This is a genomic window from Nostoc sp. DedQUE08, from assembly GCF_034530895.1.
Lineage (GTDB): Bacteria > Cyanobacteriota > Cyanobacteriia > Cyanobacteriales > Nostocaceae > Nostoc.
In genome coordinates, this window is sequence record NZ_JAVRCD010000014.1 from 29961 (window position 1) to 55251 (window position 25291).

A 25291-nucleotide genomic window follows, 5' to 3' on the forward strand; every position below is an offset into this window, starting at 1 on the left:
ATCAACAAAATCATGATTTTCATCAATAAAATCGTGCTGATTTCAGAACGAGAAGCAAAATCTAGTTAAAAAGTGACTCTGAACTCAAGTTGACTTAACCAACGTTTTTATTAAAAGCGATATGCTATAAGGATTGTAGATTATTTTTTTGTAAAATTAACGAAAGCTTGTTAATAAATCAAGCTGACGATCGGTTCAAGAGAGCGACAAAATTGTACTTAACAGTACCTTTTTTTGTGTTGGATATTTTTAATATTCATAAGAGTACCTTATTTAATCTTAGATACTTTTGCTATTTGTACTTATAATAGTATTTTTGCTTACTTTAATTAAGACATCACGATTAAGATGTGCTAGGTCGAACATAAATATAATCAATTATCCTGAATGCTGCTAGTTTAGTTAGTAGTTTGATTAAAATAAGGCATAAATTATCTAAAATCAATATATTTATCTACTAGTAAATTTTTGTATCCCCATTTCTGAGTGAACTTGATTAGTTATGCTCCTAGATTTAGAAAGATTTTATCAAGCTTGCAATCCGAGCAGACCTCTAATTATAGGAAACGCTAGCGATCGCAGGTACTATATTGATTTTGCTGCGGTGCGGGGTGGCAAAATTATCGAAGCTTTGCAGCGCACGATCGCTAGAATATCGCCAGATACACCAACCTGTCAACTATTTACCGGACATCTCGGTTGTGGAAAATCAACGGAGTTGTTACGCCTGAAAGCTGAGTTAGAAGCGCAGCAATTTCATGTAGTTTACTTTGAGTCTACCCACGTCTTAGAAATGGCTGATGTGGATGTGACTGATATTTTGTTAGCGATCGCTGGACAGGTGAGTGAAAGTCTAGAAGCGATGAAAATTAGGCTCAAGCCTCGCTACTTTAGCAAGTTGTTTGGTGAAGTTGTAGATTTCTTGCAGACGCCAATTGACGTTGGGGTAGAAGCAGAGTTGTCTGTAGGAATTGCCAAAATTACCGCGAAAACAAAAGAAAGTCCTCAATTGCGACGGCGCTTACGAGATTATTTAGAACCGCGAACCGCAAATATTTTACAGTCAATTAATCAAGAATTACTAGAACCTGCTAACAAAGAATTGAAAGCTAGGAGTAAAAAAGGATTAGTGGTAATTGTTGATAACTTGGATCGAGTTGCAATTCGACCTTTACCATCGGGGCGATCGCTGCCAGAATATTTATTTATTCAGCGTGGCGAACAGTTACGCAAACTGAATTGTCATGTAGTCTATACTATTCCTTTAGCTCTGACTTTCTCCAACGATAGCGCCGAACTTCAGCATCGTTTGGGGGGTGGAGTTGCCCCAAAAATGTTACCGATGATACCTGTGCGTTTGCGCTCTGGTGAGATTTTTCCCCAAGGGCTATCAATGATGCGGCAAATGGTGCTAGCTAGAGCTTTTCCAGACATTTTACCTAGCGATCGGTTAGGCTTAATTACAGAGGTGTTTGATAGTTTAGAAACTTTAGATCGATTGTGCCTAATGAGTGGTGGTCATGTCCGCGACTTACTAGGTTTACTGTTTGACTGTTTGCGAGAACAAGATCCACCCTTTGAGCGGGAATGTGTCGAACTGGTAATTCAAAGACAGCGGGATTACCGAGCCAACGCTATCGACCCCCATGAGTGGGAATTAATCTTTCAGGTGGTGCAACAGCAACGAGTTAGAGGTGATATAGAATACCACACCCTCTTGCGAAGTCTATTTGTATTTGAATATCGCGATCATCAGGGAGCTTGGTTTGCCGTCAACCCAGTTTTAGCAGAGACGGAAAAATTTAAATCATGGTTGAACGACACGCACAAGTAGATATCAGAGCAGCTAATGAGCGTGCTTTGCGGAGTTTGGGGAGAGCAATTACCCTTTCTAGCGGTCAATTTTCCCTAGTTTTGGTGTGCTGCAATTATCGAGTTTTGCAAGAGCAAATGTTGCAACGACTCGAAGAACTCTCTTCAGGAGTACACCACATTCAAAAGGTAGTTCTGCCGCATAATGCCAGAAGTCTTTATACAAGCATTCATTTACAACTGCTAACCGAAGCTAATCCGCCATCGGCGTTGATGATTTTGGGTTTAGAGTCAGTAGATGGACTCGACGATTTTCTGAGGTCTATTAATCATATTCGGGATGAATTTCGCAAACGCCACCCATTTCCGATGATTGTCTGGATGAATGAGGAAGTGTTGCAAAAGGTAGTCCGTTTAGCACCAGATTTTGCTAGTTGGGCGGCGACACCGATTCGGTTTGAAATGACAACTCAATCACTGCTGCAATTTCTGCAACAGGAAACTGACTCTTTATTTGCCACAGTGTTAGCAAATGATGCCGCACAACACCAACCTCCTCAACTTGCAAAGCATTATTCCACTGTCGAGCAAGTCTGGGAACATAGTTATGAACTGCACTTTGCCATTAGAGAGTTGCACAATCGTGGTATTACCTTAGAGCCAGAACTCCACGCTAGTTTAGAATTTGTTTTTGGTCTAGATAATTATATTAGCGATCGCATCAATACAGGTTTAAGCCATTTTCAGCAAAGCTTGCAAGTTTGGCAAAAATTAGTAGAGAAAGAAAAAGCAGGGGAGCAGGGGAGTAGGGGAGCAGGGGAGCAGGGGAGCAGAGGTGCAGGGGAAGCAGAGGGAAATCAGGGGGATAAAGAAGTCTTTTCTTCCCCATCTCCTCCATCTCCCCCATCTCCTTTACTGCTGCGACAAGGAATTTTGCTGTTTTATATTGGGCTGTGTTATTGCCGTTTTGCAGAGCAAAATCAAATAGAAAACCGCCGCCATTGGTACACTGCTAAATCTTATTTTCAGCAGTGCTTGAATATTTTGCAGGTGGCTGGGCGTTTAGATATAGTTGCTGGATTTATTAATCAACTTGCTGAGGTTTTGCAATATCTGCAAGAGTGGGAAGAATTGCAGACAGTTGCCCAAAAGTCTCTGGAGTTACATCAAACTTATGGTAGTCAAATCCAATTAGCTTGTGACTACGGTTTTCTGGCGCAAGTGGCTGTGCAGCAGTCGCGGTGGGTACAAGCGAGTATCTTAGCACACGTATCACTGCTGAAATTAGGTGAGGCGCAAAAGCAGAATGACCCTTATAACTGCTTATTTCCATTATTATTGGCGCAGATTTACTATTTAGTTTTGGCGAAAGCACAGCGAAATTTAGGTGAGCTAGTAATCGCTCATGAATACTTAGATAAGGCGACAAAAGAACTACCAGCAGCCTTAGAAAGCAGTGCCCATCAATACGATGCCCATCGTTATATTCGCTTATTGCGGAGACTGCGATCGCTCTACTTTGAAGAAGGGCGATATTTAGAAGCCTATTACATTCGACAGAAACGGCGTTCTGTTGAGCAACAGTATGGTTTTCGGGCTTTTATTGGTGCAGGGCGCTTGCAACCCCAAAGACAGGCGACAAACCCAGCGTTAATGTCACCTTCTGGAAGTAGCAGCATTGCTTTAGAAATTGCGGCTTCTGGTCGAGAGCGTGATATTAATAACTTAATTGGCAGAATTAGCCGCGCCGATCAAAAGTTGACGGTGATTCACGGCCCATCGGGGGTGGGTAAGAGTTCTACTGTCACGGCAGGTTTAGTTCCAGCACTGCAAAATCGAGCTATTGGCGATCAAATAGCCGTACCTGTGGTACTGCAAGTTTATACCGACTGGGCACGGGAATTAGGGAAATCTTTAAGTGAGGCGATGTCTAGTGATGAATCTTTGGCGATTTATGCTGATATTAAGCTAGAAGCAGCCATTGAAGCGGAAGCTTTGCCTTACTCTGGCATATCGTTCACCATTGGTAGCATTTTACAACAACTCCAAGAAAATGCCGATCGCCATTTGATTACAGTTTTAATTTTTGACCAGTTTGAAGAATTTTTCTTTGGTTATAGCGATCGCAATCAAAAGCAAGAGTTTGATAAATTTATTAGCGATTGTCTAAATATACCCTTTGTTAAAGTTATCCTTTCCTTGCGAGAAGATTATTTACATCGGTTATTAGACTTTAAACATCTCTCGGCACTGGAAGCGATTAATAATAATATTCTCGACAAGCATATCCGCTATCAGTTAAATAATTTTTCGCCAGAATATGCTAAAGCAATTATCCGCAAATTGACAGAGCGATCGCAATTTAATTTAGAACCCGCTTTAATTGATGCTTTAATCGAAGATTTATCCACAGAATTTGGAGAAGTCCGCCCGATTGAATTGCAAGTTGTCGGAGCGCAAATTCAAGATGAACGCATTACTACGCTAGAAGAATATCAACCATATAGACCGAACAAACTTATCGAACGATATATTAAGGAACTGATTAAAGACTGCGGCCCAGAAAATGAACGAGCCGCTTTACTCGTCTTATACTTATTAACAGATGAAAGCAACAACCGACCTTTTAAAACTCGTGCTGAGTTAGCAGCGCAGCTATCAGAGTTAGAAGATGCTGACAAATTAGAGTTAGTCTTAGAAATTTTAGTGCGCTCCGGTTTAGTGGTTCTCTTTCCTGATGTACCAGAACGCTATCAACTGATTCACGATTATTTAGTAGACTTGATTCGCTACCTGCAACAACAAGAATCGAGCTTACAGGTACAACTAAATCAGTTGCGCTACAAAGTAGAACAAAGTCAAGCTGAGATTGAGCGACTGAAAAGCGAACTTAGTCAGAATAACCAGCGTTCTAAATTGGTAGATTCTCATCCCCAACAGGGATTAGACTTATTAACGGAATTGCGAGAATTACACAAGCGAGAAGAATTAAGTCAGTTAGAAATTGAACAATTACGATCTGAACTCAAAGAAAAAGAGTTAACAGCTAAACTTGCAGAAAGTCAAAAGAAACAAAGACTTAGTGAAGCTCAATTAAATCGTTCGCTGAAAATTGCCCTAACTGCTTCTGTTCTCGCCATCTTCGGATTAAGTGTTTCCATCGTCACAGCAGTAGATAGCGAAATTAAAACTCTCAGTGCATCCAGTGAAGCTCTCTTTGCCTCCCAAAAAGGTATTGATGCTTTAAAAGAAGCTTTAAAGGCAGGGAGAAAATTACAACAAACAGTCTGGATAGATTCTTATACAAGAGAACAAGTACAGACGGCGCTTTATCAAGCTGTTTCAGGGGTCAGAGAATATAATCGCTTGGACGGGCATCTATCTGGCGTCAATAGTGCTACATTTAGCAGCGATCGCTCTTTAATTGCCTCAGCCAGTGCCGATACTACAATCAAACTCTGGCGTCCTGATGGTAGCTTAGTTAAAACCTTGTCGGGGCATGAAGATGTAGTTAATAGCGTCAGTTTTAGCCCAGATAGTCAAATCGTTGCTTCCGCCAGTCAAGACAAGACGATAAAACTTTGGAGTCGAGAAGGTGAATTGCTTGCAACCTTATTAGGACATCAGGGTGTGGTGAATAGTGTGAGTTTCAGCCCAGATGGTCAGATTATTGCTTCAGCGAGTACAGACAAAACAGTGAAACTGTGGAGTCGCGATGGTAAGCTGCTCAAAACTTTGCAGGGACATGATGGTGCAGTCTTAAGTGTGGCTTGGTCAAATGATGGTCAAACCTTAGTTTCTGGGAGTGCTGATAAAACGGCGAAACTGTGGAGTCGGGATGGTAAACTGCTCAAAACCTTACAGGGACATGAGGATGCAGTCAAAAGTGTAGCTTGGTCGCCTGATGGTCAAACAATTGCATCTGCTAGTTTAGACCAGACCATCAAACTGTGGAATGTTGAGGGGAAGCTACTGCGAACCTTATCGGGTCATAGTTCAGGAGTTACCAGCGTCAGTTTTAGCCGCGATGGTAACACGATCGCTTCTGCAAGTACCGATGAAACAATCAAACTTTGGAGTTTTGAAGGTGTATTGCTGGGAACCCTGAAGGGACATAACAATTGGGTTAACAGTGTCAGCTTCAGCCCAGACGGTCGCACTCTTGCTTCCGCCAGTCGGGACAAAACTATTACACTTTGGCATTGGGACGATGTATTACTGCGAAAGCCCAAAGCCGATAATGATGACTGGATAACTAGCATTAGTTTTAGCCCAGGCGATCGCACCTTAGCAGCAGCAAGCCGAGACAAAACTGTAAAACTTTTCAGTCGAGACGGTAAACTACTTCGTACATTCACAGGGCATCAGGGTCAAGTTTGGGGTGTAGCTTGGTCGCCCGATGGTCAAGTAATTGCCTCGGCTAGTAAAGATAAAACGGTGAAGCTTTGGAGTGGTGACGGTAAACTGCTCAACACCTTACAAGGTCATAATGATACCGTCTTGAGTGTAGCTTGGTCGCCTGATGGTCAAGTAATTGCCTCGGCTAGTAAAGATAAAACAGTAAAACTTTGGAGTCGCAACGGTAAACTGCTCAATACCTTGCAGGGACATCAAGAAGCGGTGAATTGGGTAAGCTTTAGCCCAGATGGCAAGTTGCTAGCCTCAGCCAGTGATGATAAAACCGTGAAAATCTGGACTATAGAGGGTAAATTGCTATACACATTAATTGGTCATAGCCGTCGAGTCAATGGAGTTGCTTGGTCGCCTGATGGTCAAAGCATTGCCTCAGTTAGTATTGATAGTACAGTGAAGATTTGGAATCGAGACGGTGAGTTGCTAAATAATCTCACGGGCGATGGCGATAGTTTTATCAGTGTCAGTTTTAGCCCCGATGGCAAGACTCTGGCAGCCAGCAGTGATGACAAAGTAAGGATTTGGAACCGAGAAGGAACATTGCTAATTGCTTTGAAAGGCGATAAAGATGAGTTAACCAGCGTCAGTTTCAGCCATGACGGCAAGACTCTGGCTGCGGGTAGTGGTAATAGCACAGTAATTTTCCGAGATTTAGCAGATATCCAACTGGATAAATTACTGGCACGCGGTTGCGATTTGCTACATGATTATTTGCAGACTAACCAGAAAGTAATGAAAAGCGATCGCGCCTTGTGTTCTAGTAGATGATTTGAAATTAATCGACTTCATGAATGATTTTCGGGCTTCCCGAACATCTATATCTATGTTAAATCGATCAAAAAATGAGCTATTAAAGTATTTCTTTCGTAGGATAGCAAGTAAAGATGCAAAAGATTTGGGTTATCTTTATCAAGGTGCATCACTGAACCATCAACTGCTAAGTGGTGATGATCTATCCATCGCTCTTGTGAATCTAGTAAAAAACTGAAATAGGGGCTGACATCTGGATGATTTTTAGTTAACTCTTCATAGCTTTGATAAAAAGGAGGTATCCCAATTCCCATCGGCATATATAAGCCTTTAGGATAATCTGCTACAGCCAATTGAGGAAGCGTTTTTAGGTTAATGCCACTAATGAATAATTTATTTTGTTCGCCCGTCTTGGTATCTATGAATCCTAACTCAATTTCTTGTAAATTTTGTTCCACGCCAATCGGTTTAATATTCCTTAAAATCGCTTTATCAAATTTGCCTATTCTCCAGTATTGATTGCCCCAAGGCTTATTTTGATCGTAAAATCCTGGCGCTCGAAAACTTGCAAACTTAACTTCATTTTTAACGTCGTAAAAATCTCTCCATTTGGTGATGTTGGTCGCTAGCGTAGTTCTAACTTTTCTACTTTGCTCTCCAGATACAATTATCCTCTCATCAAGGGGGAACTGAGTAGGAACTTCTTTTTGATCGATTACATTTCTTAAAAGATTAGTTTTGACTACTGTGCCACTCGGATCTTGCCAGTGTTCTAATTTCCACCAATGCTGCCAATATGAAATCTTATTAATTTTTTCAAAAATATTTTTGTAATGTCCAATTGGGAAAGTAAACCAACTTTGATAATAAAGGGTTTTGTTATTATCCTCTTTAGTAAAAAGTAAAATTTCCCAAAATCCGGCATTTAAGCAATTATTAGCCAAAGCAATCTCTACAATATTTTGCTTTTCAAAACCATCTCCTCCAACAATTTCTATATTTTTTGAATTAGCAGGAAAACTAATCTGTTGCCTGTTCCACTCCCTATCTGTAAAAGCGATTATTTCTAAACCTCGATCTTTTTTAACCCATTCAGGTGCTTTAGGAACTAATAGCTCTAAATCAACATTTTTGATAACTATTTTTGCCGTGTTTTTATCTGTTGCTTCTAGTACGAAATCGAAATGCGTATCATCTTTTTTAATCAGTGTTAATTTTCGATTAGAATATCTTTTAAAATTTTTTCCTAATGGTGCAGGATTGGCTGGATAATCGACATTAGATAATTCTTGTAGTTTTACACTCATCTGATTATCAAATTTATATCTGGATTTAAACCAGAAACCACCTAGTCCCAGCAAACCAAGGCAGAGAATAAGAGTACTAAATAGAATCTGTTTCTTCGGAACTCTGAAATTAACTTTGCCTAATTGGTAAATACCTGCAATTTTTTCTTTCGCAGAGATGTTTTTCATCAGACAAATTCCTTTTTATGAGAATGTTGCTTAACAGCATAGCATTCTGCAAAACGGATGTCTTATTTCTCTTTTCAACTAAGATGTTAATAAACGGTTATCTGCAATTAAGGGTTTAATACCAATTCTTATTTTTCCTTGATTGCACTTGCAGCAAACCGCTAAAGCGCCTACACATAGCCTGAAACCTGTATTTATTGGAAAATTGAACTTTTTCAATTTCACCAAAATTAGTCACAATAGAAAAAGTTTCATGCCTCAAAACAAAACTTTTACTCAGCAATGTTGTTTACTTTTCTTAATTGGATAAAGTCGGCTTAAGCTGTTGAAGAAACTCAATATTTAAATCTAGTTTTTCTCCTAACCATAGGGAATGAACTGCATGGTCTGCCACAGCATCCCCCGTTTCAGGATGAACGAGAATATTCAATCCCTCACGATTGAGCATTAACCAAGGAACGACTTTCTCAAACTGATTCGGTAAGAAAGCAACTTGATACATCGCTTGTGGATGGGGCCCGATCGGCTTGTCAAACCAGCGTCCGAGTTGCACCTCAAACCTAGCGCCTAATCCTTCACGTACGCGCGCAGCTGCATCCCGACTCGCAGGATCGAAGTAAACATGAGCATGAAAACCAGCGATCTCGATAGTATCTTCTTTCATAGATCCACTTTTCGCTCTCAACTCTAATTTTGGGTAGCTGACTTTTTATTTTTTACTATAAATCTACGACGAGCTATGCCCACGCTCAATTTTAGCCCAATACAGTGTAGTTAGCGATCGCTTGTTGGAGATTGAATTTACAGAGATCGTTGATTGAGATAACTAACTTTTATGGGGTAGGCAGCATACTGAGCGTTATCGTTAACGCGGCCTCTTGCAGAGAAGTAGCGATCGCGCCATTTTGCCTACCCTAATTATGCAAGTTAAATGTGGAATAGCTTAGTAGTTAGTTAACGCTGAAAGTGCTTGTAGTTTCTTTGACAACTTCATCTCTTTTAGGAGTAACTGAAAGATGCACAACATGCACTGAACAAGGAGCATGGTGCAGAACGTAGTGACTCACACTACCGAGAAATAGTTCCATCAGCCGAGAATGGCCCCGACGCCCCATAACAATTAGGTCAGCGTCACAACTATGGGCTAAATCACAAATAATCCGACCAGGATTACCAACATTTTGTGTAAATTCCGTAGTCACACCTGCTGTGTTTGCTTGGGCACAGAAAGATTGCAACATCTGGATTCCTAGATTTTTAAAGGTATCCCACTGTTGTTGGTATAACTCAAAGCTTTGACTGGTCAATCCTGGATAGTAGTCCATATTAGACAGCATGGGTACATAAGGACTACCCTCTTCTTCAGAAGACAGGACATGAAGTAACATTAAGCTAGCTTGTGTTAACTTTGCTAAATCCAATGCTTCCTCAAAAACTTGTTGCCCTATTTCCGAGCGATCTAATGCAACTAGAATCTTTTTAAACATCATATAGACCTCCGATTTCATTGGTAATTGGTCTTTACGGTTTCGGGTTTCCAGATGCTGGATTGTCAAAAATGACTAATCCCTCAACTATGTTTAGCGACTTTTGAATTTTAAATCTCTTAAAGGTTTTCGCACTATATTTATATTTATAGCAAAACAATTTGAGGAACTTGTGAGGAAAGCCAGCATTTATCTTTGAGCATGAGGAAGCATCTCATTTTGGAATAAACATCTTTGGGTTTCGAGCCTAAATCCCTTTCTCAAAATTGCTATGCATTAGTCACATTTTTCTTAAGATTGCTGTAAATAAGCCAGGAACAGGATTGTAGAACCAGGCAATCTGTGGATATTTGACAAAAGCAGAAGAATGTAAATGACAAAAATTTTATAGGCGATCGCTACCCACAAACTGGAGAATTTGAGTGGATAACTATCAATGTTTTTGCTCTGGTTTTAAGTAAGTTATATTTTTGTTGAGAAAGATTTAGGTAATCGATAGCCTAAAAAAAGAGAGGTCAATGTATTACAAACAAACGAAAAGGGTAAAGTATTAAACAATCCGGTTGACAATTGTCCACACTTCTCCATCAGAGCGGACATAGGGAACGGAGATTGTCTTAAAGCCAGTAATAAAGGGCTTGTAATAAATCTGCCAATACATTGGACTCAGTTGATTGGCACAAGCCTTAAGAAAACGGACTTCTGCGGCCAGTTCACTTGCTAGTTGATTAATGCGTTCAGCATGAGCCTGAGCTACTTCTTTCGCTTCCTCTAGCTGCTGCTGTTGGATAAGTTGTTTGGATTCACCTTGCCAACGCACTAACTTACCTTGTTTTTGTTTTATCTTGCCTTCTAAAGCGGCGATCGCTGCATCTATGCCTTGGAGTTCAACTGATAATTGGGCATTTTCTCTGGCTTGACGGCGGTAAGCTTCCACCACCACCTGGGGTGAATCATTCTCGCCAGAGATGACATTATTTTTTATCGTAAGTGCAGCGCGTTCTTCTAAAAGAGCCTGAATTTGAGAGTTAAGCGCCGCTATTTCAGCCTGAGTTTGCTCCATAAATCGAGTTTTAAGTGCTGAGTAAAATATTAAAAGCTTTTTGCGCCTTGGGTATCTAGAGAAAGCGATCGCACCTCGGCTGTAATTCCTTCTTCTTGCCAAGCAGCTAACATCGCCGCCTCCACTTCCTTTGAGTGTAACTTATCCGCCAAAGCTAACAGTGTCGGCCCCGCACCACTAATCACCATACCATAAGCACCAGCACTAACAGCTGCAATGTTGAGAGCATCATAACCAGGAATCAAAGCTTTACGATAGGGCTGATGCAATCGATCTTGCAAAGCTGTCTTTAACCATTGTCCGTTACCAGTTTCCAAGCCGCGCAACAATAAGCCCAAATGGGCGGTATTGAAAATCGCATCGGCGCGACTGACTTCTGTTGGCAGAACGCCCCGCGCTTTTGAAGTGGAAAGTTCAAAATTAGGAATAGCCACAACTGGTACAACATCTTTATACCAGGGAACATCACAAATTTCCCAACCTGCGCCACTGGTAGCAGCGAGACGACATCCACCCAATAAAGCTGGAACTACATTATCAGGATGTCCTTCCATTGCGATCGCTAACTCCATCACCTGCGACTGAGAAAGAGTAGCACCTTCAAGTTGATTAGCCGCAACTAATCCACCAACAATTGCTGTCGCCGAACTACCCAAACCCCTCGCCAGTGGTACACCTAACTTAATTTCTATTTTCACACTCGGCGGTGTCTGCTCTATATGTTGATAGAACTTGACAAACGCTTGGTAGAGAAGATTACTTTCATCAGTTTGGACTCGTTGGGCTTCTGTACCAGTGACATCAATAGTTAACCCACCTTCTTGGCGAGTGAACTTGAACTCGTTGTACAGCTTTAATGCTGCACCAATGCAATCAAAACCAGGCCCCAAATTCGCAGTTGTGGCGGGAACGCTAACAGTGGTGGTAGAAACAACAGACATTGGTAAAACTCACTAATCATCAACCAGCATCCCATGTATTGGTAGCAGTTTGGGGCAAGTTTTTAAGCGTTGCTGGGGATACTTTGATTTACTGTTCCTTAATCCATCCTCCGAGCCTTAAGTTTCAGTGCTTGTGGCTCTAGCAAAATCCTATTATGGTAATTTAAATGCTTGGATTATGCGATCGCTCCACCCCATCTACATTGATGAGATGATCGTGAGTTCTGTTATAGTACAGATACACTATAAAAAACACAGATCCCAAAAAGTATAATTTGCAGAATTTGTAATTTACAAGGTTATGTAATATGTCTAGTGCGCACACGGGTATTGAGTGGACAGATAAAACTTGGAACCCAACGACTGGTTGTAACAAAGTTAGCCCAGGTTGTTTGCATTGCTATGCAGAAGCTATCACTAAACGCTTTCCTAATAACTTCAAGAATGGATTTGATTTAACTTTACACCCTGAAAGGTTAGCAGAACCTTTAAAGTGGCGTACTCCAAGTAGAATATTTGTGAATTCAATGAGCGATCTTTTTCATGAAGATGTACCTCTTGATTTCATTCAAAAGGTCTTTCAAGTAATTCATGAAACGCCTTGGCACATATATCAAATATTAACAAAACGACCGGATCGATTACTTGAGTTGGCTTCTGAACTAGAATTTTATGAAAATATCTGGTTGGGTGTGTCTGTCGAAAATCAAAACTATGTTCATCGTGTTGACTTTCTTCGCCAAGTTCCCGCGACTGTCCGCTTTCTTTCATGTGAACCGCTCTTAGGTGAATTGAATCTTGAGTTAATAGATATTCACTGGGTTATTGTCGGTGGAGAGTCTGGACAAAAACATCGCCCTCTAAAAACTGAGTGGGTAAAAAATATTCATGACCAGTGTCAAGCAGCAGAAGTGGCATTCTTTTTCAAGCAGATTGGCGGAAGAACTTCTAAGGCTGGAGGTAGGTTACTGGATGGTAAAATATGGGATGAAATGCCTGATGCTTGGAAGGGGCATCAAAAGAGATGGGGAAATACTCCAGTTAAATTAGTAGGTAAAAAAGAAAGTTTGGTAATCACTGCTTAGGTGGAAATGTAACTTTTACCGAATCTGCGAATGTAAGTTCACCTTTATTCTTTCTTCGTTTATTAGCAGGTGGATCTACTACTATTTTGCTTTTAGTTTCAAGATTCTTCAGAGCATCTTTGTAATTCTTGCTAATATAACGCCTTCCAACATGATGCTGATTGTAAATGTCTTGCATGGTTATTGTTCGACCTGCAAATGTATCTAATAACATTTCTTCTAAGTCATCAAGAGGACGATAAAACTCAAAAAGCAATGGTTGTTTAGAAGTCGCTGGATTATATTCAAAAGAAGGTACGCCTTGATTTTGTTCAGAACTCTCTTTTGCCATTATTTCTTTCATGATTTCATAGCCTCTAACGTGCTTACTCACGAAGATTAAGTGGTGGCTAGTTCGGTTGCCGTTTTCATGTTTAAAGCGAAAAGGTAGAACATACTCTCCACCCATTTCTTTGAGAGCTTCACAAAGTGCCTCTACAACTGTTAACTCCCGTTCTTTTGGATTAAGGGTTATTAGTTGTTGGCGTACTTCATCTGCTCGCATTTTTTCAAATAGTGCATTCATGTGTTCTTCAACAGCTGCGTTACCTAAACCCATATTGATCCGGTTGTAATTGAAAAAGAAAATGCAATCACACCCCCAGTTCTTTACAACTGAATTAATAAGTTTTAGCGATAATCCCTTATATCCCCAAGGATCTACAAAAAATAATGTAGGGACTAACTTTCGCTCGTTAAATGTTTTGACAATATTTTCCCCAACTTCATGATTGATTACTTGAGGCTTATATTTAAAATCGTCAATACCAGGAATTAAATTTATGGCTTCATGAAGAGAACTGACATTTTCTGCATCAACATCATTAAATACTGTCACCAGCCTATTTTGCATCTCTGGGTTAGAAATTCCAGTTTCTAAAACTTTTATTGGTGTTGATTTTGAACCATCTTTGTATCGACCTGGGCCTGCAAAAAGGTCTATGTAAGCAATTCTTGGATCAACTTCCCTACCTTTGCTTTCAAGCCTTTTAATAGTTCCAATCATTACTTGTGCCCAAGCCCAAAAATATTTCTCAACAATTCTAGCTTTTATTAAAGATTGCTCTTTCTGTTCATCAAAGAACGAAGTATTACTCATACGCAACCCACTTATGTATTACTCCAATGTAGTAATTGTAGGTTGCGTAGAGTCTTTGGTCAAAGTAATAAACTAATAAAAACGCATAGACGGGTAGTACTTAGTTGTACAAAACGCTCTTTTCGACAAGTCTATTAGTCAAAAAGCTTACTTCAAAGTTCCTAAAACGGGCGCTACCTCAACCTCGGAAATTTGCGGAACCAAGAATCCCTTGGCATAAATCTGAGGATTGCTTTGCGAGACTATGGCATAAGACTGGCGAAGATTAGCATTGACTGCAACGGTCTTCACATCGTACATCTGCATCGCCATTTTGGGATAGAAACCAATACCAATAATCATCAGCAGAAAACAGGCAGCAATAAACACTTCACGCGGTCTAGCATCTTCGTAGACTGCATCTTCTGGTACGAGACAGTCTGTACCAAAACAAACTGTTCCCTCATCTTCTCGATTTTCCAAGCCTGCATTATTAATGTCGCATAACAGTGCTGCATCTTTACCATAAAACACTTCTCGCAGCATGGAAAGTAGATAAATCGGTGTGAGGATAACTCCAACTGCGGCGAGAAAAACTGTGACGGTGCAGAAAGTCGAACTGTAAACGTCACTGCTTGTCATTCCAACAAATACCGAGAGTTCGCCAGCAAAGCCGCTCATACCGGGAAGTGCCAGAGATGCCATTGCTCCGATTGTAAACAGGGCAAAGACTTTGGGCATGGCTTGACCAATACCGCCCATATCTTTCATTACCATTGTGTGGGTGCGATCGTAAGTAACACCTGCTAAGAAGAACAGCACTGATGCAATTAAACCATGCGAAATCATCTGCAACATTGCGCCGTTGATTCCCAAATCAGTGAAGGACGCAATCCCAAGCAGTACAAACCCCATGTGAGAAATCGACGAATAAGCTAAACGCCGCTTCATATTGGTTTGAGCAAAGGAGTTCAATGCACCATAGATAATGTTGACAACACCGAGAATGGCTAGAACTGGCGCAAAATAAATGTGTGCATCGGGAAGCAACTCAAGATTCAGGCGAATCAGTCCATATCCGCCCATCTTCAGCAACACACCAGCTAATATCATCGATACAGGAGAGGATGCTTCGCCGTGGGCATCAGGCAACCAAGTATGCATCGGGAAAACAGCAAGCTTGACACCAAATGCAATCAACAATCCTGCATAAAGTAGCAGTTGTAGTCCAAGAGGATATTCCTTTTTAGCCAGGGCGGTTATATCAAACGTCATATCACCGCCGCCGTATAGCCCCATTGCCAGGGCTGCCACTAAAATAAATATAGAAGCAGCTGCGGTATACAACAAAAATTTTGTAGCCGCATAACGACGCCTTTGCCCACCCCAAATGCAGACTAATAGATAGACGGGAATCAGTTCTACTTCCCACATGATGAAAAATAGCAGCAAGTCTTTAGCAACAAACACCCCTACTTGTGCCGAATACAGCACCAGCATCAAAAAATAGAAGAGGCGGGGTCGGCGATCGACTTGCCAAGCTGAAAAAATCGAGAGTGTGGTGACAAATCCGGCTAAAAGCACAAGTGGCGCTGAAAGCCCATCGACTGATACCGCCCAGTTAAAACCTAACTGAGGTATCCAGGCATAATTTTCCACCATTTGAAAACTAGCACTGCTGGCATCGTAATGATTCCAAAATGCATAGCACATTAATGCAAAATCTGCAATACCTACACTTAGTGCATACCACCGCACGAGTTTACCATCTTTATCAGGCAACACAGGGATAAGCAGGGAAGCAACAAGTGGCAGTAAGACAATTGCGGTAAGCCAGGGAAATCGATCCGCTATCATGTATGTATAGAAAAATACTTATTTAGTCAATTATGTCATTCTACTAAACTTTGTAACGATTTCTTCATAAATCTTTGTCCCAGTTAACTGCTTTGACCAAAAAACAATTTACTGGAGACTGAGAAAGAAATATTTTTATTTGTTAAGTGTTCTTGTGTACACAGTTGATGATGGTTTTACTTGCTTACGGTACTAATCCGGCCCGCAACGCACGGACAGCAGCTTGTGTCCGGTCAGCAACACAGAGTTTATTGAGAATACCTCGAACATGAGTTTTGACAGTACCGACTGTTAAATAGAGCCTTTTGGCAATTTCTGCATTGTCACAGCCAGCGACAATCAACTCTAAAACATCCATCTCTCTATGAGTTAAAGGATAGCTGACTATACTTTTCTCAACATCTGGGTCAATACCTTCAATCAAAACTCTTTTTCCAGATGCGCCTTTGTTGCCATCGGTGAAATCTTGACGTATTTGTTGTAGTACAACGTCTGCGATCGCTGGATCGATCCATGAGCTACCTGCATAAGTCGTTTGCACAGCTTCTACTAGTTTCTCAGTTTCTATATCCTTCATACAATAAGAATCTGCACCTGCTGCAAATGCTGCTAAAACTGCTTGTTCGCTATTTTGCATCGTTAAAATCAGCAGCTTTGTTGTATAGTCCTCATTTTCTGCCTGATATTGCCTAAATGTGCGTGTTAGCTCAATACCATCCATGTCAGGCAAACCAATGTCAATAGTAGCAACATCCGGCTTGAGAGTTTTCAGAAGCTTGATACCGTCGGCTGCATTGGCTGCTTCACCAACAATGTTAAACTCTGGCTGGGTTTGTAAAGCAGACCGCAAGCCGATTCTTGTCAGGTTGTGATCTTCAATCACAAGGATCTTGATTTCACTCATAGTTGCTTAACTTTACTCTTATTTATCTAAAGTACAGATTAAAATAATCTCGTTCTTCTATTCGGGATCTTATACAAAAAGCAATGCGTTTGGTATTATTCCCTGAACTTCATCTACCATTAGACATAGATAACCTTATCTCGTAAGCTTTTCTAAGGCAAGAGTTTCGATATGACAATATAATTCAATCAAAAAATATTTTTATACATAAACCCAACGCCCGATGTGTTATGCTATACAAATTTTCCGAAGAAATCTGATAGCAAGTAAAAGTAGGTGATTATTAAGTAGTTATCCTTGCTTTGAGCGGTATTATGCACATAAAAGCGACTAAAATAACTCACTCTAGCACTCAGGCACTCATATTAATTGGAGAATTTAGGCGACTAATATACTTATGAGAAGAGTAATTTATAAAACAAATAATACGCATTATTAATAAAAAATAAGTGTAATTACGCAGAAAAAGGTATTAAACTCAGAAAACTCTAAAAGAAAATGTTAATCCTTAATAATCTCAGCGCTGGTGAAGTAAGCTATTACTAGATTTGCTAGGGATAGCCAAGCACTTCTTTTTTATATAGCCATGTCTTTACCTAAAACTGTCAAAAAAGATAAAATTCTCGTTGTCGATGATATTTTTGACAATCTACTGGTCTTAGAAGCAGTCCTAGAAGATGAGGACTATGAAATTAGCTTAGTAGAAGATAGTAAGATTGCTCTGGCTATGGTTGAAGAGTCACCGCCAGACATAATTCTCTTAGATGTGATGATGCCGGAGCTAGATGGCTATGAATTCACTCGGCGCATCCGACAGAATCAGGCGTTGCCATTTATCCCGATTCTGCTGCTTACGGCTCACTATGAGTCTAGCGTTGTTGAAGGATTAGACGCTGGTGCAGATGACTTCATTCGCAAACCATTCGATCCTGATGAACTACATGCAAGGGTGCGATCGCTCCTGCGCCTCAAGCATAGTATCGACGAACGAGATCAGATGGCGAACCTCCGGGCGGATTTTGTCTCCCGTTTTACTCACGACTTACGCATCCCTCTAGTAGCCTCTAACCGCGTATTAAAATTATTGCTGGAAGGCAGGTTTTGCGATGTTTCGCCACAATTGCAAGAAATAATTAATACCATGATTGGCAGCAATCAAGACCTGCTGGAAATGGTAAATACCTTATTAGAAGTTTATCGTCATGAAGCGGGCTGTAAAACCTTAAAAATTTCTGCCTGCAATATTCAGGAATTAGTTAGTGAAGTTTGCCAAGAATTAACTCCCTTAGCTGAAGAAAAAGGATTAGCTGTAAACATCGATCTAAGTGAAACTGCAAGCACCATTATGGGCGATCGCTTAGAACTGCGGCGAGTTCTGACAAATATTATCGGCAATGCTATCAAATTTACAGACAAAGGCTCTGTAAATATTCACTGTTATCTGACTCCGATCGCTGTGAATATTGATATCCAAGATACAGGGCCAGGAATTTCTAAACCAGATCAGGCAATATTATTCGAGCGATTTCGTCAAGGAAAACACCAACGTTCTGGTAGTGGCTTGGGATTATATCTTTCTCGCTGTATTATCGAAGCACATCAAGGCACAATCGATGTGACATCTGAACCAGGCAAGGGTAGTACATTTACTATCCGCCTACCTTTAGCTGACGAAAACTAAAAGTAGGCGACAAAAAATTATTACCCTAATAACGCTGTTAGTACAATAGAATTAATAGAATTACCTTGTGATGTTGGGATGTCTGTTAAAAGATAGGTAAATAGAATATTAATTATGAATTAGCACCTTTGAGAAAATCAGTAATAGATTGAGAAAATGCTTTGCGATCGTTATTTTCAAAATGGCTGAAAAAAGAAGGTAAAAAAAAGAGCTAATAAAGGCAGAAGGTTCAGTAAATAATTATTTAACTTAAACCTTCTTCCTAAATAAAATTTCACCTATTACATTACCATCAAAATCTAACTACTTGAACAAGTTGTTACAACGAGGAAAACCTCTATCACGCTGTACTAGTCTAAAGTCTTTTTAACTTCATCTTTGATATTTTCAGTGGTGTGACGGACTTGGGCTTCAGCTTGTTTAGCTTTACCTTCAGCTTTATCTTTAGGATCGCCAGTTACTTCGCCAATTGCTTCTTGTACTTTTCCTTCGACGTTTTTAGCGAAAGCTTTTGCTTTATCTTCGATACTCATCTTTTTTATTCCTAAAGTAGGTTAAGTGTTGATCGTTTCTTGCTTGCTTGACAAGCGCTGCAATATCTATAGATTACTTTTAAATAACTTTTTATTCTTCTATCGGACGATGTTTTTATGACAAATATTTGTGTCCATTGTACATAGTTATTTAACCTTGAAAATCATCTTTGGAAATTCAGGTAATATCCAAAAGAGGGAAAGGCATCATTATATTGTTATATCTTTAGACAAAATCATTTATAACTTCAGGTAGATAGTGCTGTTGATAACCCGCAAGTTGGCTTATTACCACTGGATATGGTAAATATGTCAACAGAGTGCAGAGGCTTTCAAATTGGTGGTAGATAGTGCAGTATTAGCGAGTCCGTGTACTCAATTCTGGGTAAATGAGAGGAGATGCTTCAAAATACTTTCGTCTTTAATCACTTAGGACTTACGCAAGTGTCACAAAAAAATCGGATTTGTAGTTGTAAGCGGCTCTAGCCCTTATTTTGAGGACTAAAGTCCTCTCTGCGAGACGCTACGCGTAGCTTGCTTCCCCGGAGGGGTACACTACGAACTGAAAATAATATGCCAAGCTAAAAGCGTAGCTTGCTTCTTTGTAGGGATACAAGTCGAGAAACTGCAAGGGCGCAGTGACTCCCCAACTTACGTAGTTTAAGGTTTTTGGGGCTAACGCAAGCGTATTGAGTTATATATTAGTCACATCTTTCTTAATAGTCACTTATTAACTTGCAATCCGCTGTATATTGCTTCTGCAACTCTGACTAATTAAGCAAGTACTAGAAATAACTGACATTAAAAATAGTGGAAATCTCAGTAAATACTGTAGGAGCAGTAGCTTGCAGAATAAGGATTTTGTCACAAAATTTAGCAGAAATCAACATAATTTTTCAGGTTTTAACTGAACAATAGTTTAGCTAGTGCAAGAAGGCATAGATAAGTCTCAGTAGCGGCTTTGAAGTACCTAATAGAACTGGTGATTAATTTCTGCTCAAAGACAGCAGGAACAATTCTCCACGTTTATTTCTAGCTTCTTACTTGTAGTATTTATGAAGATATTTATGCAATCAAATTCTAGTACTCAACCAACTCCCAACTCCCAATATATAGACTACAAAATGCCAACTGATTCGTCTGTTAACATTTTCATCGGATATTCTATCTTGATTCCAATGATTGTGTTTGTTGGGTTTAATATCTATAAGAAATACCAGACTGCTGTTTTTTGCCGACAAGTTGCTTATTTAGAGAAACTGTGGCATTTGAATATTAAAAAAGAGCTTGAAGAAAAATAATAATGAAGTACTTATTTCTAGTTTGGGTGCTTATATTCTCTTTAGTCGCTCCTAGCGCGGCGATATCTGATAACAAGCCGCTTCTTGATGAAAGCTTATACCAACACGTTGACGCTGAAGTAAAACAGCCATACTACTTAATATCTGGACTTGGCACAATCCACCATCCAGTTTCTACTTCTAATCCCCAAGCCCAAAAGTTTTTCGATCAGGGATTAAATTTAATTTACGCTTTCAATCATGATGAGGCAGTGCGTTCTTTTCAATACGCTGCCAAACTCGATCCCCATTTAGCGATCGCATATTGGGGTGTTGCTTTAGCCTTGGGGCCCAACATTAACTCGGCAATAGACCCCAATCGGGAATTAGCTGCTTACCAAGCGATACACCAAGCTTTGGCCCTTTCTACCCAAGCTTCCACCCAAGAACGGGACTACATTACCGCCTTAGCAAAACGTTACTCTCAAGATACCGATGCTGATTTGTATCAACTAGCGGTAGATTACGCCAAAGCAATGGGAAACCTAGTCAAGCGCTATCCTGATGATTTGGATGCGGCGACACTTTACGCTGAAAGCCTGATGGATCTGCATCCTTGGCAGCACTGGACTAAAGATGGTAAGCCACAGCCAGATACAGAAAAAATTGTGGCTGTTTTAGAATCAGTTCTCAAACGTAACCCGAATCATGCAGGAGCTAATCATTACTATATCCATGCAGTAGAAGCCTCACCTTCTCCAGAACGGGCCCTTGTCAGTGCTAACCGACTCGGAACTCTAGCGCCAGCAGCAGGACACTTGGTACACATGCCAAGTCATATTTATTTTCGTGTGGGAGATTATCAAGGGGCAATGCAGGCAAATGAGCAGGCGATCGCTCAAGATGATATTTACATCAAAAAATATCAAGTCCAGGGCACTTACCCCATGATGTACTACAACCACAACGTACATTTCCTCATGGTGGCCAGTAGCATGGCAGGAAGATATGAAGATGCTCTGAAATCCGCAGATAAATTAGTTGCAAACGCTACTGCAATTGACCCCTATGCACCAATGCTTGAGGGATTCCTCGGCAGCAAAATGCTGATTCAGACACGCTTTAGTGATTGGGATGCCATCTTAAAAACTCCTGCTCCCGAAGCTAAATTGCCCACTACCACAGCACTTTGGCATTTTGCTCGCGGTATGGCGATCGCAGCCACAGGCAAACTTGAAAATGCAGCAAGTGAAAGTCGGGCATTACTAGCTGCCAAACAGGGAATTTCCACCGAGGCAACTATTGGATTTAGTCCTGCCAGTAATATTTTAGACATTGCCTCAAAAGTTCTAGACGCCAAAATTGCTAGAGAAAATCATGATTATGAATCTGCCATCCAATTGCTAGAAAAAGCAGTAGTAGCAGAAGATGCCCTCAATTACGTGGAACCACCAGACTGGTACTTTCCGACGCGGGAATCTTTGGGTGCTGTGCTTTTGGCTAAGGGTGACTATAGAGAAGCTGAGAAAGTCTTTCGTGCCGATTTAAAAAAATATCCCCATAATGGACGTTCTCTATTTGGCTTGCAGGCAACTTTGCAGGCACTAGGCAAAGATGAGGCCGCTCAACTTGTCAAAGCTGAATTAGAGACTGTTTGGAAAGGTGATGTTCGGCAACTTAAGATTGCAACTTTGGTTAATTAGCCGAACATGAATGTTACGCCACTTACTCTCCTTTTCCAAAAAAAGAGGCTAGCGCCAAAGAAAAAGACTCGCGATGCTTGCTGCTATAAGCATCGCAGTTGCTTTTATAGCAGGTTCTTCAAAAGAGTACAAGTCACAATAGTTTTATATTTGTTGCCTGACTTTGCCTTTCGTATTAAAATTTTGAAGTAATGCTTCATGGTGAATGCAGTCAAACGTTCAATTCGGAATATTAAAGATGCGCCCCTGCATGTCTGATTTTCTATATCACCCTACAGAATTTATTTTATTCCATTTCCAACCCCTTTTTGCGGTGGATTGTACTTAGGGTATGTGGGGGCGGGCGATCGCTTAGGTGCGATCGCATCACTGGTTAACTATCTAGTGGATGCAAAGAGTTGGCTCATATGTCATCCTAGATTTATGAGAGTTAATTCAGCGATGTCTTTGGTTTTAGTATTGAAAGGCTTTTTCCTTTTAGTATTTACAGACTTCTGAGAGAAATTAAAATCTCTACACAGTGATGATTTTGGAGAGAATCGATGTCAATTTATGTAGGTAACCTCTCTTATGACGTTACACAAGAAGATTTAAGTGGTATTTTTGCAGAATATGGTACTGTAAAGCGCGTTCAAGTACCTACTGACCGTGAAACAGGTCGTCCGCGCGGCTTTGCTTTTGTGGAAATGGGAACTGAAGCTGAAGAAACTGCTGCCATTGAAGCTCTCGACGGTGCTGAGTGGATGGGTCGTGACCTGAAAGTTAATAAAGCTAAACCCAAGGAAGACAGAGGTGATAGAGGTTCCTTTGGTGGTGGTAACAGAGGAGGATACGGCAACCGCGGCGGTGGCGGTGGCGGTGGCGGACGATACTAACCTTGGAAATAAAAACTTACCAAGAGTCTTAAGGTCAGACAAACAAGAGTCTGTCTTTTTTTTGTAATGTTACCGCCTGCATAGCCATTGATGAAGTCAACTTAGTAGGAGAAATAATGACCCAAGTAATTGTAGGTGACAATGAACACATTGAGTCAGCCTTACGACGATTTAAACGAGAAGTTTCCAAGGCGGGAATTTTTCCAGACATGAGAAAGCATCGTCATTTTGAAACACCCTTAGAAAAACGCAAGCGCAAAGAAGTTGCCAAGCACAGACAAAGTAAGAGAAGTTTTCGTAATTAAGGGCTGAGATACAGCAGAATTCAGAATTCAGAATTCTGAATTCTGAAGTCAAACAGGCTTTATACCTTGCTTTGAGACGCGAGCTTGTGTACTTCACCTTCCTTGAAATTCGCTGTAAATATGAATGAATTCCCTCATAGATTCTATGAGGGTTTTCCTTTTGTCTATTTTAAAATCACGAAACCTAAAGAAACGCTAAAATCAAGTCAGCCTTTGTATTGTAGCGGTTGTGTCCCACATCACTCAGAGTGCGGTTCACTGCATAAATCCTGATTGTCAACGTCCTTATCCTCAGCCTTGGGGAAACAAATTTTGCAACAGCTGTGGCGCACCGCTAGAGTTGTTAAACCGCTATGTTCCACTTCAGCCCTTGGGATCGGGAGGATTTGCTCAAATCTACACAGTTTGGGATGAAAAAACTCAAACAGAGAAAGTGTTGAAAGTATTGGTAGAAGATTCGCCCAAGGCACTGGAGTTATTTACCCAAGAGGCGGCAGTTTTATCCGGTTTGCACCATCCAGGTGTCCCCAGAGTTGATGCCGAAGGGTATTTTCAGATACAACTGTTTAACCCCAAACCGCACCAACTGCCTTGCCTGGTAATGGAAAAAATCAATGGGCAAACTTTAGAGGAAATATTAAAAAAGTTTCCCCAAGGGTGTCCAGAGAGTTTGGTTTTAAACTGGTTTGCCCAAGCAGTGCAGATTTTACAAGAATTACACAAACGTCAGATTCTTCACCGAGATATCAAACCTTCTAATTTAATGCTGGGTACATCTTCGTCATCTTTAACCCCGTCTCCAGGGCAAGCAGAGGGCGATCGCCTGGTGTTAATTGATTTTGGCGGAGCGAAACAATTTAGTGCCTCTAAGCTGCGTTCTGTGTCTAGTTCCACGCGATTATTTTCTTCTGGCTACAGTCCACCAGAACAAGTTACTGGAGGTATTGTTGGGCCAAGTGCCGATTTTTATGCTCTTGGTCGAACGATGATTGAACTACTAACAGGTAAGTACCCACTAGAGTTGGAAGATCGGCAAACGGGTAAATTGCAATGGCGAACTGCGGTGAATGTCAACCCGCAACTAGCAGATTTGCTGGATGAGATGGTGCAGGAGGATGTGCGATCGCGTCCAGCGAATGCAGCTATAATTCAAAAACGTTTGGCGAAGATTTCTCAACCATTACCGCCACCAGGGTTATTTGCCCAACTGCAAGACAACATTAAGCAAGCCTCAACGCAAGTTTCCCAGAGATTTACCCTGATAACACAAGCTATCGAACAAGTTTTAGCTAACTTTAGCCTAGCTCTCACCAAAACCGTTATTTTTATCGCTCAGACAATCATCAAAATTTTCCGAGCTTGTTTGGCGACGATTTGGGCGATGCTCCTCAGTAGTATAGGCGCTTGTTTTGGTGCGATCGCTGGTTTTATTTTGGCCTATCACACCAGCTTAGGGCCTCAGATTGTAGAATTTATTGGGAGTCAGCTAAATCAATTAGTACCAAATACTCAGCCCGTCTTTGGGGCAGATATTTTGGTGTTCGTCGCCGCAGGCTGGGGAACCGCATGGGGATTGACAGTATCTGGTTGTTTTGGTCAACGGCGGCGGTTTTTAGTGGCTTCTCTGATGGGCATAATTAGCTATGGCTTCGGGTGGTTAATTTTGCAATTAATCACCCCAAAAGATAGCGGCGAGGGCTTAATGGCAGTGATTTTAGTGGCAGTTTGCCTACTCACGTTGAGTTTAGGACTTCGCAGCCATCATGTAGTGTACGCTGTGTTCGCGGCCTTTGGCAGTGCGATCGGCTATGCACTTTTGATTCTTTTGAAGTTAGGTGCACCTCCAATTTTCCAATTTAGCAGTCAACCAGCCTGGTCAGAGTTACAGTTACCTCTAATTTTTTTTGGCTCTATAGGCTTCTTTATCAGCTTCTGGTTAGGAGTGAGTTATTACCTAATTGTCCCTGGACTGCGCCTTTTAGGATGGCGATGAAAAAGGCAGGGGGGCAG

At 40.9% G+C, this 25291-nt stretch carries 18 protein-coding genes; 9 read left to right on the forward strand and 9 right to left on the reverse strand.

Going from position 1 to position 25291, the window contains the following annotated elements:
* Window positions 1-502: 502 nt before the first annotated feature.
* Together RMY64_RS11720 and RMY64_RS11725 are read left to right on the forward strand one after the other, a co-directional pair.
* Window positions 503-1834 (forward strand): P-loop NTPase fold protein, encoded by a 1332-nt coding sequence (locus tag RMY64_RS11720; RefSeq protein WP_322675225.1) that lies wholly within the window; start codon window positions 503-505, stop codon window positions 1832-1834.
* On the forward strand, window positions 1810-6993 hold the full coding sequence (locus RMY64_RS11725; protein WP_322700138.1) for an eIF2A-related protein: 5184 nt from the start codon (window positions 1810-1812) through the stop codon (window positions 6991-6993). The genes RMY64_RS11720 and RMY64_RS11725 overlap by 25 nt, the downstream gene beginning before the upstream one ends.
* Before the next feature lie 53 nt (window positions 6994-7046).
* Here RMY64_RS11725 and RMY64_RS11730 read toward each other — a convergent pair whose 3' ends face one another.
* From RMY64_RS11730 to thrB, 5 genes are all read right to left on the reverse strand, one after another.
* Complete coding sequence (locus RMY64_RS11730) at window positions 7047-8450, reverse strand: hypothetical protein (RefSeq protein ID WP_322700139.1); 1404 nt, start codon at window positions 8448-8450, stop codon at window positions 7047-7049.
* A gap of 298 nt (window positions 8451-8748) precedes the next feature.
* On the reverse strand, window positions 8749-9114 hold the full coding sequence (locus tag RMY64_RS11735) for a DOPA 4,5-dioxygenase family protein (RefSeq protein ID WP_322700140.1): 366 nt from the start codon (window positions 9112-9114) through the stop codon (window positions 8749-8751).
* A gap of 286 nt (window positions 9115-9400) precedes the next feature.
* The gene (locus RMY64_RS11740; RefSeq protein WP_322700178.1) at window positions 9401-9937 is read right to left on the reverse strand and encodes a universal stress protein; all 537 of its coding nucleotides are present in this window, start codon (window positions 9935-9937) and stop codon (window positions 9401-9403) included.
* A gap of 550 nt (window positions 9938-10487) precedes the next feature.
* Entirely contained in the window at window positions 10488-11000 is a 513-nt protein-coding gene (locus RMY64_RS11745) for a hypothetical protein (RefSeq protein WP_322700141.1), read from the reverse strand.
* A gap of 29 nt (window positions 11001-11029) precedes the next feature.
* Complete coding sequence (gene thrB / locus RMY64_RS11750; protein WP_322700142.1) at window positions 11030-11941, reverse strand: homoserine kinase; 912 nt, start codon at window positions 11939-11941, stop codon at window positions 11030-11032.
* Window positions 11942-12249: 308 nt separating this feature from the next.
* Here thrB and RMY64_RS11755 point away from each other — a divergent pair, with 308 nt between their 5' ends.
* The gene (locus RMY64_RS11755; RefSeq protein WP_322700143.1) at window positions 12250-13026 is read left to right on the forward strand and encodes a phage Gp37/Gp68 family protein; all 777 of its coding nucleotides are present in this window, start codon (window positions 12250-12252) and stop codon (window positions 13024-13026) included.
* On the opposite strand, the gene RMY64_RS11760 is transcribed toward RMY64_RS11755, so the two are convergent.
* From RMY64_RS11760 to RMY64_RS11770, 3 genes are all read right to left on the reverse strand, one after another.
* Window positions 13016-14164 carry a three-Cys-motif partner protein TcmP gene (locus RMY64_RS11760; RefSeq protein WP_322700144.1) on the reverse strand — a complete coding sequence of 383 codons (1149 nt, stop codon included), beginning with the start codon at window positions 14162-14164 and terminating at the stop codon, window positions 13016-13018. The genes RMY64_RS11755 and RMY64_RS11760 overlap by 11 nt on opposite strands.
* Window positions 14165-14311: 147 nt before the next feature.
* Window positions 14312-16000 carry an NAD(P)H-quinone oxidoreductase subunit 4 gene (locus RMY64_RS11765; protein ID WP_322700145.1) on the reverse strand — a complete coding sequence of 563 codons (1689 nt, stop codon included), beginning with the start codon at window positions 15998-16000 and terminating at the stop codon, window positions 14312-14314.
* A gap of 184 nt (window positions 16001-16184) precedes the next feature.
* A complete protein-coding gene (locus RMY64_RS11770) occupies window positions 16185-16904 on the reverse strand; it encodes a response regulator transcription factor (protein WP_322700146.1) in 720 nt (239 codons plus the stop codon).
* A gap of 586 nt (window positions 16905-17490) precedes the next feature.
* On the opposite strand from RMY64_RS11770, the gene RMY64_RS11775 reads away from it, so the two are divergent.
* Complete coding sequence (locus tag RMY64_RS11775) at window positions 17491-18585, forward strand: hybrid sensor histidine kinase/response regulator (protein ID WP_322685878.1); 1095 nt, start codon at window positions 17491-17493, stop codon at window positions 18583-18585.
* A gap of 350 nt (window positions 18586-18935) precedes the next feature.
* On the opposite strand, the gene RMY64_RS11780 is transcribed toward RMY64_RS11775, so the two are convergent.
* Window positions 18936-19118: a CsbD family protein gene (locus tag RMY64_RS11780; RefSeq protein ID WP_322675236.1), complete on the reverse strand. Its 183-nt coding sequence runs from the start codon at window positions 19116-19118 to the stop codon at window positions 18936-18938.
* A 1067-nt stretch (window positions 19119-20185) separates the two neighbouring features.
* On the opposite strand from RMY64_RS11780, the gene RMY64_RS11785 reads away from it, so the two are divergent.
* The 5 genes from RMY64_RS11785 to RMY64_RS11805 all read left to right on the forward strand — a co-directional run bounded on the left by RMY64_RS11785 (window position 20186) and on the right by RMY64_RS11805 (window position 25274).
* The gene (locus RMY64_RS11785; protein ID WP_322700147.1) at window positions 20186-20419 is read left to right on the forward strand and encodes a hypothetical protein; all 234 of its coding nucleotides are present in this window, start codon (window positions 20186-20188) and stop codon (window positions 20417-20419) included.
* A 2-nt stretch (window positions 20420-20421) separates the two neighbouring features.
* Window positions 20422-22101 (forward strand): tetratricopeptide repeat protein, encoded by a 1680-nt coding sequence (locus tag RMY64_RS11790; RefSeq protein WP_322700148.1) that lies wholly within the window; start codon window positions 20422-20424, stop codon window positions 22099-22101.
* 542 nt (window positions 22102-22643) lie between these two features.
* Window positions 22644-22976: an RNA recognition motif domain-containing protein gene (locus tag RMY64_RS11795; protein WP_094351322.1), complete on the forward strand. Its 333-nt coding sequence runs from the start codon at window positions 22644-22646 to the stop codon at window positions 22974-22976.
* Window positions 22977-23092: 116 nt separating this feature from the next.
* Complete coding sequence (gene rpsU, locus RMY64_RS11800) at window positions 23093-23281, forward strand: 30S ribosomal protein S21 (RefSeq protein WP_012407716.1); 189 nt, start codon at window positions 23093-23095, stop codon at window positions 23279-23281.
* Window positions 23282-23510: 229 nt separating this feature from the next.
* Window positions 23511-25274: a serine/threonine-protein kinase gene (locus RMY64_RS11805; protein ID WP_322675239.1), complete on the forward strand. Its 1764-nt coding sequence runs from the start codon at window positions 23511-23513 to the stop codon at window positions 25272-25274.
* Window positions 25275-25291: the final 17 nt, after the last annotated feature.

Coding starts and splice junctions, on each gene's coding strand:
- RMY64_RS11720 (WP_322675225.1), top strand. CDS start 503: ATGCTCCTAGATTTAGAAAGATTTTATCAAGCTTGCAATCCGAGCAGA.
- RMY64_RS11725 (WP_322700138.1), top strand. CDS start 1,810: ATGGTTGAACGACACGCACAAGTAGATATCAGAGCAGCTAATGAGCGT.
- RMY64_RS11730 (WP_322700139.1), bottom strand. CDS start 8,450: ATGAAAAACATCTCTGCGAAAGAAAAAATTGCAGGTATTTACCAATTA.
- RMY64_RS11735 (WP_322700140.1), bottom strand. CDS start 9,114: ATGAAAGAAGATACTATCGAGATCGCTGGTTTTCATGCTCATGTTTAC.
- RMY64_RS11740 (WP_322700178.1), bottom strand. CDS start 9,937: ATGTTTAAAAAGATTCTAGTTGCATTAGATCGCTCGGAAATAGGGCAA.
- RMY64_RS11745 (WP_322700141.1), bottom strand. CDS start 11,000: ATGGAGCAAACTCAGGCTGAAATAGCGGCGCTTAACTCTCAAATTCAG.
- thrB (WP_322700142.1), bottom strand. CDS start 11,941: ATGTCTGTTGTTTCTACCACCACTGTTAGCGTTCCCGCCACAACTGCG.
- RMY64_RS11755 (WP_322700143.1), top strand. CDS start 12,250: ATGTCTAGTGCGCACACGGGTATTGAGTGGACAGATAAAACTTGGAAC.
- RMY64_RS11760 (WP_322700144.1), bottom strand. CDS start 14,164: ATGAGTAATACTTCGTTCTTTGATGAACAGAAAGAGCAATCTTTAATA.
- RMY64_RS11765 (WP_322700145.1), bottom strand. CDS start 16,000: ATGATAGCGGATCGATTTCCCTGGCTTACCGCAATTGTCTTACTGCCA.
- RMY64_RS11770 (WP_322700146.1), bottom strand. CDS start 16,904: ATGAGTGAAATCAAGATCCTTGTGATTGAAGATCACAACCTGACAAGA.
- RMY64_RS11775 (WP_322685878.1), top strand. CDS start 17,491: ATGTCTTTACCTAAAACTGTCAAAAAAGATAAAATTCTCGTTGTCGAT.
- RMY64_RS11780 (WP_322675236.1), bottom strand. CDS start 19,118: ATGAGTATCGAAGATAAAGCAAAAGCTTTCGCTAAAAACGTCGAAGGA.
- RMY64_RS11785 (WP_322700147.1), top strand. CDS start 20,186: ATGCAATCAAATTCTAGTACTCAACCAACTCCCAACTCCCAATATATA.
- RMY64_RS11790 (WP_322700148.1), top strand. CDS start 20,422: ATGAAGTACTTATTTCTAGTTTGGGTGCTTATATTCTCTTTAGTCGCT.
- RMY64_RS11795 (WP_094351322.1), top strand. CDS start 22,644: ATGTCAATTTATGTAGGTAACCTCTCTTATGACGTTACACAAGAAGAT.
- rpsU (WP_012407716.1), top strand. CDS start 23,093: ATGACCCAAGTAATTGTAGGTGACAATGAACACATTGAGTCAGCCTTA.